The organism is Micromonospora maritima (assembly GCF_902825405.1).
Lineage (GTDB): Bacteria > Actinomycetota > Actinomycetes > Mycobacteriales > Micromonosporaceae > Micromonospora > Micromonospora maritima.
Map to the genome: position 1 here is coordinate 1 of NZ_CADEAU010000295.1, position 6,825 is coordinate 6,825.

A 6,825-nucleotide genomic window follows, 5' to 3' on the forward strand; every position below is an offset into this window, starting at 1 on the left:
GCTGCGGCTGCGGCTGCGACCGCCGGCTGCGGCTGCGGCTGCGGCTGCGGCTGCGGCTGCGGCTGCGGCTGCGGCTGGTGATATCACCAACGACTCAGCTCGAAAGGGAGCCAGGGAGCATCCACCGCCCCGAACCCGGGCGGTACGGGCGACGCCGGAACGCCGCGGATCCGGGGCGCGGTGGAACCAGGAGGGGCGGTGCGACAGCCGGTCAGGGGGCCTCGACGCCGGAGATGCGGAACTTGTGCACCTCGGCGCCGAGGATGGCGGTCACCTGCTCCGCGTCCGGCCCCGAGCCCCGGAACGCGAGCAGCTGCGCGTCGGACTCCCACCGCTCGTACACGTTGATCCGGCCCGGCTCGACCAGGTCGGCGCTGACCGCGAAGTCGACGCAGCCGGGCGCGGCACGGGCCGCGCGGACGGCCTCCGCGCAGGACGCCAGGTAGGCGTCCCGCCGGGCCGGATCGACGTAGAGGGTGCCGGCGACGATGAGCATGCCGGTCATCGTGCCACCGCCGGCGGCTCAGGCCCGGCTGATCGCGTTGGCGTGGATCGCCTCGTTCAGGTAGGCGGCCATGCCGGGCCGGATCGTCTCGAAGTACGCCGTGAACCGGGGGTCGGCCACGTACATGTCGGCCAGCCCGGTGTGCATCTCCAGCGGGCAGTCGTACCACCACTCGGTGATGAGCTGGCGGTGCTCCTCGGCCAGCGCCATCGCCTCCGGGCCGTCGGCCGGCGCGCCCGAGTCCATGAGCGCGGCGAACCGCCGGCCCCAGTCCTCGTTCACCTCCTTGTTGCGCAGCCAGTCCTCCTTCGAGTAGCGGCTGGCCCGCTCCTGCGACTGCCGGTACGCCTCGGTCTCGCCCCAGCGCCGCTCGACCTCGTCGGCGTGCTCGTCCGGGTCGAAGTCACCGAACACCTCGAACCGCTCCTCCGGCGTCAACTGGATCCCCAACGTCCTCGCCTCCATCGCGTGTTCGATCGCCGCGACCATCTCCTGGAGCTTGCCGATCCGCCCGGACAGCAGCTCGTGCTGCCGGCGCAGGTGCGCCGCCGGGTCGGACGTCGGGTCGTCCAGGATCTCGGCGATCTCGTCCAGCGGGAACCCCAGCTCGCGGTAGTAGCGGATGAGCTGCAGACGGTCCAGGTCGCGGTCGTCGTAGCGGCGGTAGCCCGCCGGTGTGCGCCCGCTCGGCCGCAGCAGCCCGATCTCGTCGTAGTGGTGCAGCGTCCGGACCGTCACCCGGGCCGCCCGCGCCACCTGACCCACCGTGTACGCCATGGTTCCCTCCCTTCCGCGACCAAGGCTGCCGCCTCCCGCAGCGTGAGGGTCAAGCCCAATGGTCCGCCCCCGACCAGAAACGGCCGGGGGCGGTGTGGGGGTGCGGGCTCAGGTGGTGATCTTCTCGTGCTCCGGGGCGGCGAACGTCGCGCTGGCCGGGGTGCGCAGGGCGTGCAGCAGGCCGGCCGCCGAGAGCAGCAGGAGCAGGGCCGCGCCGAGGTACATGGCCAGGGCGCCCTGCTCGGCCTTGCGGCCGAACTCGCTGAAGCCGTACGAGGTGAGCAGCAGGCCGCGCAGCGTCTCGCCCTTGAACACGGTGTCCCGCTGGCCGCTCACCTCGGCGAGCTGCTTCTGCAGGTCGGCCAGGTTGGCGGCCTTCGCCTGCTCGGCCTGGGCCACCTGCTCGCGCAGCGCGCTCTGCGGCGCGCCGAGGTCGGCGTACGTCTTGCCGCCCGCGATCGACGTCAGGTGCAGGCCGATGTACTCGTTGGCGTAGCACTCGGCCTGCTTGCCGGTGGTGAGCTGCTGGCCGGCGTACTCGCGCAGGCAGTCCGACTTCTTCTCCTCGTCGGACAGCTTGTCCTGCGGGGTGAAGCTGATGTGCTGCGCGGCGAGCTGGTCGTGCACGTAGTTGTTGGCGAAGTTGGCGTTCGTCGTCAGGACGACGCCGACGACGAGCAGCAGGACCGCGAGGCCCAGCCCACCGATGCTGAACAACAGGTCGAGCGTCCGTCGCTTCATCTCTGGCTCCCGGATGGGGGTGTGTACCGGCTGGCTGACGAGAACCATCGTGGCGGGCGTCGAGGTGCCGGGAGCAGGGCCGAACCCCCTGTCCCGCCCGGGACCTTCGGCCCGGAGGCGGTGGGGCCGGTCAGCGGGCGGCGTCCACCGGGGCCAGCGTCGGGAGCAGGTCGGACAGCGCGGTCGGGCGGCCGTACCGCCAGCCCTGGCCCTGCCGGCAGCCGATCGCGGTGACCGCCGCGTGCTGGGCACCGGTCTCCACCCCCTCGGCCACCACCGCCAGGTCGAACGCGCCGGCGAGCCGGTTGACCATCTCCACCGTGGCGTACGCGCGGGCGTCGCCGGCGTCCAACCGGGACACGAAGGATCGGTCGATCTTCAGCTCGGTGGCCGGGATGCGGTGCAGGTAGCTCAGCGAGGAGTAGCCGGTGCCGAAGTCGTCGATGGCGATGCGGATGCCGAGGTCGCGCAGCTGGGCCAGCCGTTCGAGCACCGCCTCGCTGCCCTCGATCAGCGCCGACTCGGTGAGTTCGAGCGTGAGCGCGCGCGGCGGCAGGCCGGCCGCGCCCATCGCGCCGGTGACGGTGGCGATCAGGTCCGGTCGGCACAGATGGGCGGCGGCGATGTTGACCGCCACGGTCACCTCGGGCGCATGCTCCCGCCAGGTGGCCGCCGCGCGGCACGCCTCGTGGATCACCCACCGGTCGATGGCCAGGATCAGGCCGGTCTCCTCGGCCAGCGGCAGGAACCTCGCCGGGGTGAGCACCCCGAGCCGCGGGTGCCGCCAGCGCACCAGCGCCTCGGCGCTGCGGACGGTGCCGGTGGCCAGGTCCACGATGGGCTGGAACTCCATCAGCAGCTGACCCTCGTCGACGGCCCGGCGCAGGTCGGCGATCAGCTCGGCCCGGCCGACCGCCGACTCGCGCAGCTCCGCCGTGCACGTCCGGTACGCGGACTTGCCGGCCGCCTTCGCCGCGTACATGGCGATGTCGGCGTCACGGAGCAGGTCGGTGTGCGAGGCGTGCTGCGGCCCGTACTCGGCGATGCCGATGCTGGCCGACGGGTGGACGCCGAGGTCCTCCTCGCCCGGCAGGGGTTCGAGCGCGGCGAGCAGCCGGACGGCGAGCCGCTCCGGCGACACCGGGCGGTCCCCGGCGACCAGGACGGCGAACTCGTCCCCGCCCAGCCGGGCGATCATCCCGTCCGGGCCGACCGCGTCCCGCATGCGCTCCGCGGTGGCGGTGAGCAGCCGGTCCCCGGCGGCGTGCCCGAACCTGTCGTTCACCTGCTTGAAGCCGTCCAGGTCCAGCAGCACCACGGCGACCGGCCCGCCGGCGCGCAGCGCGCGGCGCAGCCGCCGGATGAACGTCAGCCGGTTGGGCAGGCCGGTGAGCTGGTCGGAGTAGGCCAGCCGGCGCAGCCGGCCGACCAGCCGCAGGTTCTCGTTGGCGGCCAGCCCCTGTCGCAGCGCGAGCACGCCGAGCAGCGCCATCATGCCGACGAAGACCAGGTGCGGCGTCTGCCCGGTGGGCCGCCGGGACAGCATCACGGCGACGATGGCCCCGCCCACCGGCAGGTACGGCAGCGCGACCCGCCACCACGGCGGCAACGGCGACTCGGCGTCCTCCTCCCCGTCCCCGCAGGCCGGGGGCGGGTAGCGGGTGGCCAGGCCGACCAGCAGGTAGCTCAACGGCCAGCAGACGTCGACCGGGTGCCCCGGCGCGTAGCTGCCGTGCGCGACGAGCGAGACGTACACCGTGTCCGCCCCGGCCCGGATGGCCAGGCCCGCGCCGATGACGGTGAGTGAGCGCCACATCGGGCGGCCCGGCCCGGCGACCGCCACCAGGATGGTGAGCTGCATCAGGTCGAACATCGGGTAGAGCAGCCCGAACGTGCGCAGCGGGTCGGCCAGGTCGGCGTCGGCCACGTCGCGGAACACCAGCAGCCAGCCGATCGGGATCAGCGCGAGGCCGACGATCACCCCGTCGAGCAGCGTGCGGGCCTGCCCGATCAGGCTGCGCGGGCCGGCCCGGGAGCAGAGCAGCGCGGCGGTGCCGGTGACGATGCCGGCGGTGAAGAGGCCCCCGACCAGCGGCGTGTGGGGCAGGTCGATCCCGCCGAGCCGTTCGGACGTCCACACCGCACGGCCGAGTGCGGCGAGGACCATGGTGGCCGCGAGCAGGCTCCAGAACCGGCGCAGCGTGTGTGGGTGCCGGCGGGCTGCGCCGACGCAGAGCACCGCCGCCCAACTCGACACCGCCATCGCGCCGAGGTCGCTGACGAGGGCCGCGCCGGGCAGGCCGGCGACCAGCCAGACCATCTCCCCGAGTACGACGACGACGGCCGCGACGAGTCCGATACGGCCGGCGAGCGGGTGACGGGCCGGCGCCGCGACGGCGAGGCTCACGTCGTGCTGGGGGACAACGATGCGCTCCGGCTCTCTTCCAGACGTGCACCCTCGGTGACGAGGACCGGACGGCGGACGACGAACGGCGCAAGCCTAGCCAGCGCCGGGTGCCGCCGCCAGAGTCGCTCGCTGTCGGTCACCGGACCGGTGAGCCGGGCGGGGTCCGGCCCGGCGGGGACGCCGGACCGGACCCACTGTCGTCACTGAACGGTGATGTCATCCACGTAGACGGCGGAGGTGCCGCCCGCGCCGCTGCCCGGCACGAACTGCACGCCGATCTCCCGGACGTCACCGAGGTTGGCCACGCCGGACAGCGACAGCGACAGGTTCACCCCGGCCGAGGTCACCGCCGCCGTGCCGCCGTCGAACCACTGCCAGCCGGCGCCGGTCTTGACGTACAGCTTGGCCTGGCTGCCGGTGCCGAAGCTCCCCCACGGCGCGACCCGCGCGGTGGCGCGCAGCGTGGTCCGCCCGCTCAGGCTGGTGGTGGCGGTCTTCTTCAGGTACGCGGCCCCGGCGCCCAGGTTCACGTCGGACTTCAGCGAGCGGGTGCCCTGGGACGCCCACTCGGTGACCTGCCACGGCCCGCCGGTGACGTTGGTGCCGGTCCACCCCTCGGTGCCCGACTCGAACCCGTTGAGCAGGGTCCCGCCCGACGGGGGCGGGGTGGTGCCTCCACCGCCCGGCTCGGTCAGCGTGCCCAGGTCGACCTCGCCCCGGTTGGCGATCCAGGCGTTGTTGAACAGCGTGCTCGCGCCGGCGTTACGCGCCGGACCCCAGCCGTCGTTCCAGGCCAGGAAGTAGGACGTCTTCGGGTAGCTCTGCTGGAACGCGGTGATCCAGCGCCCGTAGTCGAACGAGCCCTGGCTGTCCGGCCCGATCTCGGCGAACGCGAACGGCTTGCCCAGCCCGACCAGCTCGGAGTACGCGGACTGGATGCCGGAGACCTGCGGGTTGTCGTCGTACGCGTCCATCCCGACGACGTCCACGTAGGAGGCGCCCGGGTAGTAGGCGGTGCGGTTGCCGCGACTGAAGTCGGCGGAGTAGACCCAGAGCAGGTTGTCCAGCCCCTTGGTGCCGGTGAGGTACCCGTACATCTGCTGCCAGACCTGCTTGAACGTGTTCTGGTCGCGGTTGCCCCACCAGAACCAGTCGCCGTTGACCTCGTGGAACGGCCGGAACAGCACCGGAACGCCGGCGTTCTCCAGGTCCTGGAGGCCGGCGGCCATCTTGTCCTGGAGCTGCCGCCAGCGGGCGCCGGCCGCGGTGGACGGGTTGAGCAGGTCGGCGAAGTTGCCCATCGGGGTGTTCAGGCCGCCGCCGTTGGCGTTGGCCGGGCTGGGCAGGTGCACGCTGATGGTGACCAGGCCGCCGTTCGCCGACCAGGACTTCAGCGACGAGTTGCAGGAGTAGTCGACAAGTGCGGTGATGTCGCTGTTGGTCGCCCAGCCGGAGCCGTAGTCGCAGCTGAGGATCGCCGGGTACTGCCCGGTGGCGGACCGCAGCTCCTCGGTCTGGTTGAGCGAGAAGCCGCTGTTGCTGTAGCCGCCGAAGAAGCCGGAGGCGATCCGGTTGCTGCTCCGGTTGGGCAGGTGGGCGAGCCAGTTGAGCACGTTGCGGGTGGCGGTGGAGGCGTTGGCGTTGACCGGGGAGACGGTGTGCGCGTCGGCCGGGGTGACGACGCTGAGCGCGGTGACGGCGGCCAGGACGGTGGCGGCGGCGGTCGACGCGAGGCGGAACCTGCTGCTTCGCATGGGTCACCTCTTCGGTTCGTGGAGGGCGGTGGTGTGGCAGCCACCAGTGCACTACTGAACCGATTAAGTTTCAAGCATGTGAATGAATTGATACGACTACTCGTCGTGATGCTCCGGCGGTCCCCCGTGCGTCCAGGGCGTCTCCTCCGGCGCCGGGAACGCGCCGCCCGGCAGGAAACCGTCCGACAGGCTGGTCAGGCAGATCCGCTCCCCCACCTCGGGCACGCTGCCCGCCGGGGCGGTCAGTCCCCGGCCCATCCCGCCGGAGAGTTCCAGCACCACCTCGGTCTTGCCGTCCGCGCCCGGGGTCAGGAAGACGACGGTGGCCTTCTGCCCCGGGCGGGCCGGCGACCACACCGTCGCACCCACCGGCATCGGCACCGGCTCGGTGGTCACCACCTGGATCCGGGGACGCAGCACCGGCCGCCGGCCGGAGTCGTCCACTCGTTTCGGGTCGGCCAGCGTCACCTCGCCGACGAACGCCTCGCCGGCCAGCCGGTGCTCGGCCATCACCAGCGGATCGTCGTACGCCCGCTGCACCGCCCACGCGGTCGCCGCCCGTTCCAGCCGTTGCAACCGCAGCGCCGCGGCCACCGCGCCGTCCCGACGCGGCTGCGGCCCGCCACCGGCGTCGACGTGCT

Annotated in this window: 5 protein-coding genes and 1 pseudogene; all 6 read right to left on the reverse strand. The window is 72.8% G+C overall.

Features of this window, described 5'->3' with window-relative positions; translation table 11 throughout:
• Nucleotides 1-211 precede the first annotated feature (211 nt).
• Nucleotides 212-496: a putative quinol monooxygenase gene (locus tag HUW36_RS22180; protein WP_174529942.1), complete on the reverse strand. Its 285-nt coding sequence runs from the start codon at nt 494-496 to the stop codon at nt 212-214.
• A 27-nt stretch (nt 497-523) separates the two neighbouring features.
• On the reverse strand, nt 524-1,282 hold the full coding sequence (locus HUW36_RS22185; protein ID WP_174529939.1) for a MerR family transcriptional regulator: 759 nt from the start codon (nt 1,280-1,282) through the stop codon (nt 524-526).
• A 108-nt stretch (nt 1,283-1,390) separates the two neighbouring features.
• A complete protein-coding gene (locus HUW36_RS22190) occupies nt 1,391-2,023 on the reverse strand; it encodes a hypothetical protein (RefSeq protein ID WP_174529940.1) in 633 nt (210 codons plus the stop codon).
• A 130-nt stretch (nt 2,024-2,153) separates the two neighbouring features.
• Complete coding sequence (locus HUW36_RS22195) at nt 2,154-4,430, reverse strand: putative bifunctional diguanylate cyclase/phosphodiesterase (protein ID WP_246248272.1); 2,277 nt, start codon at nt 4,428-4,430, stop codon at nt 2,154-2,156.
• A 200-nt stretch (nt 4,431-4,630) separates the two neighbouring features.
• Complete coding sequence (locus HUW36_RS22200; RefSeq protein ID WP_174529941.1) at nt 4,631-6,184, reverse strand: glycosyl hydrolase; 1,554 nt, start codon at nt 6,182-6,184, stop codon at nt 4,631-4,633.
• A 96-nt stretch (nt 6,185-6,280) separates the two neighbouring features.
• Nucleotides 6,281-6,825: pseudogene (locus tag HUW36_RS22205) on the reverse strand (hypothetical protein); the annotation flags it as partial.

Coding starts and splice junctions, on each gene's coding strand:
- HUW36_RS22180 (WP_174529942.1), bottom strand. CDS start 496: ATGCTCATCGTCGCCGGCACCCTCTACGTCGATCCGGCCCGGCGGGAC.
- HUW36_RS22185 (WP_174529939.1), bottom strand. CDS start 1,282: ATGGCGTACACGGTGGGTCAGGTGGCGCGGGCGGCCCGGGTGACGGTC.
- HUW36_RS22190 (WP_174529940.1), bottom strand. CDS start 2,023: ATGAAGCGACGGACGCTCGACCTGTTGTTCAGCATCGGTGGGCTGGGC.
- HUW36_RS22200 (WP_174529941.1), bottom strand. CDS start 6,184: ATGCGAAGCAGCAGGTTCCGCCTCGCGTCGACCGCCGCCGCCACCGTC.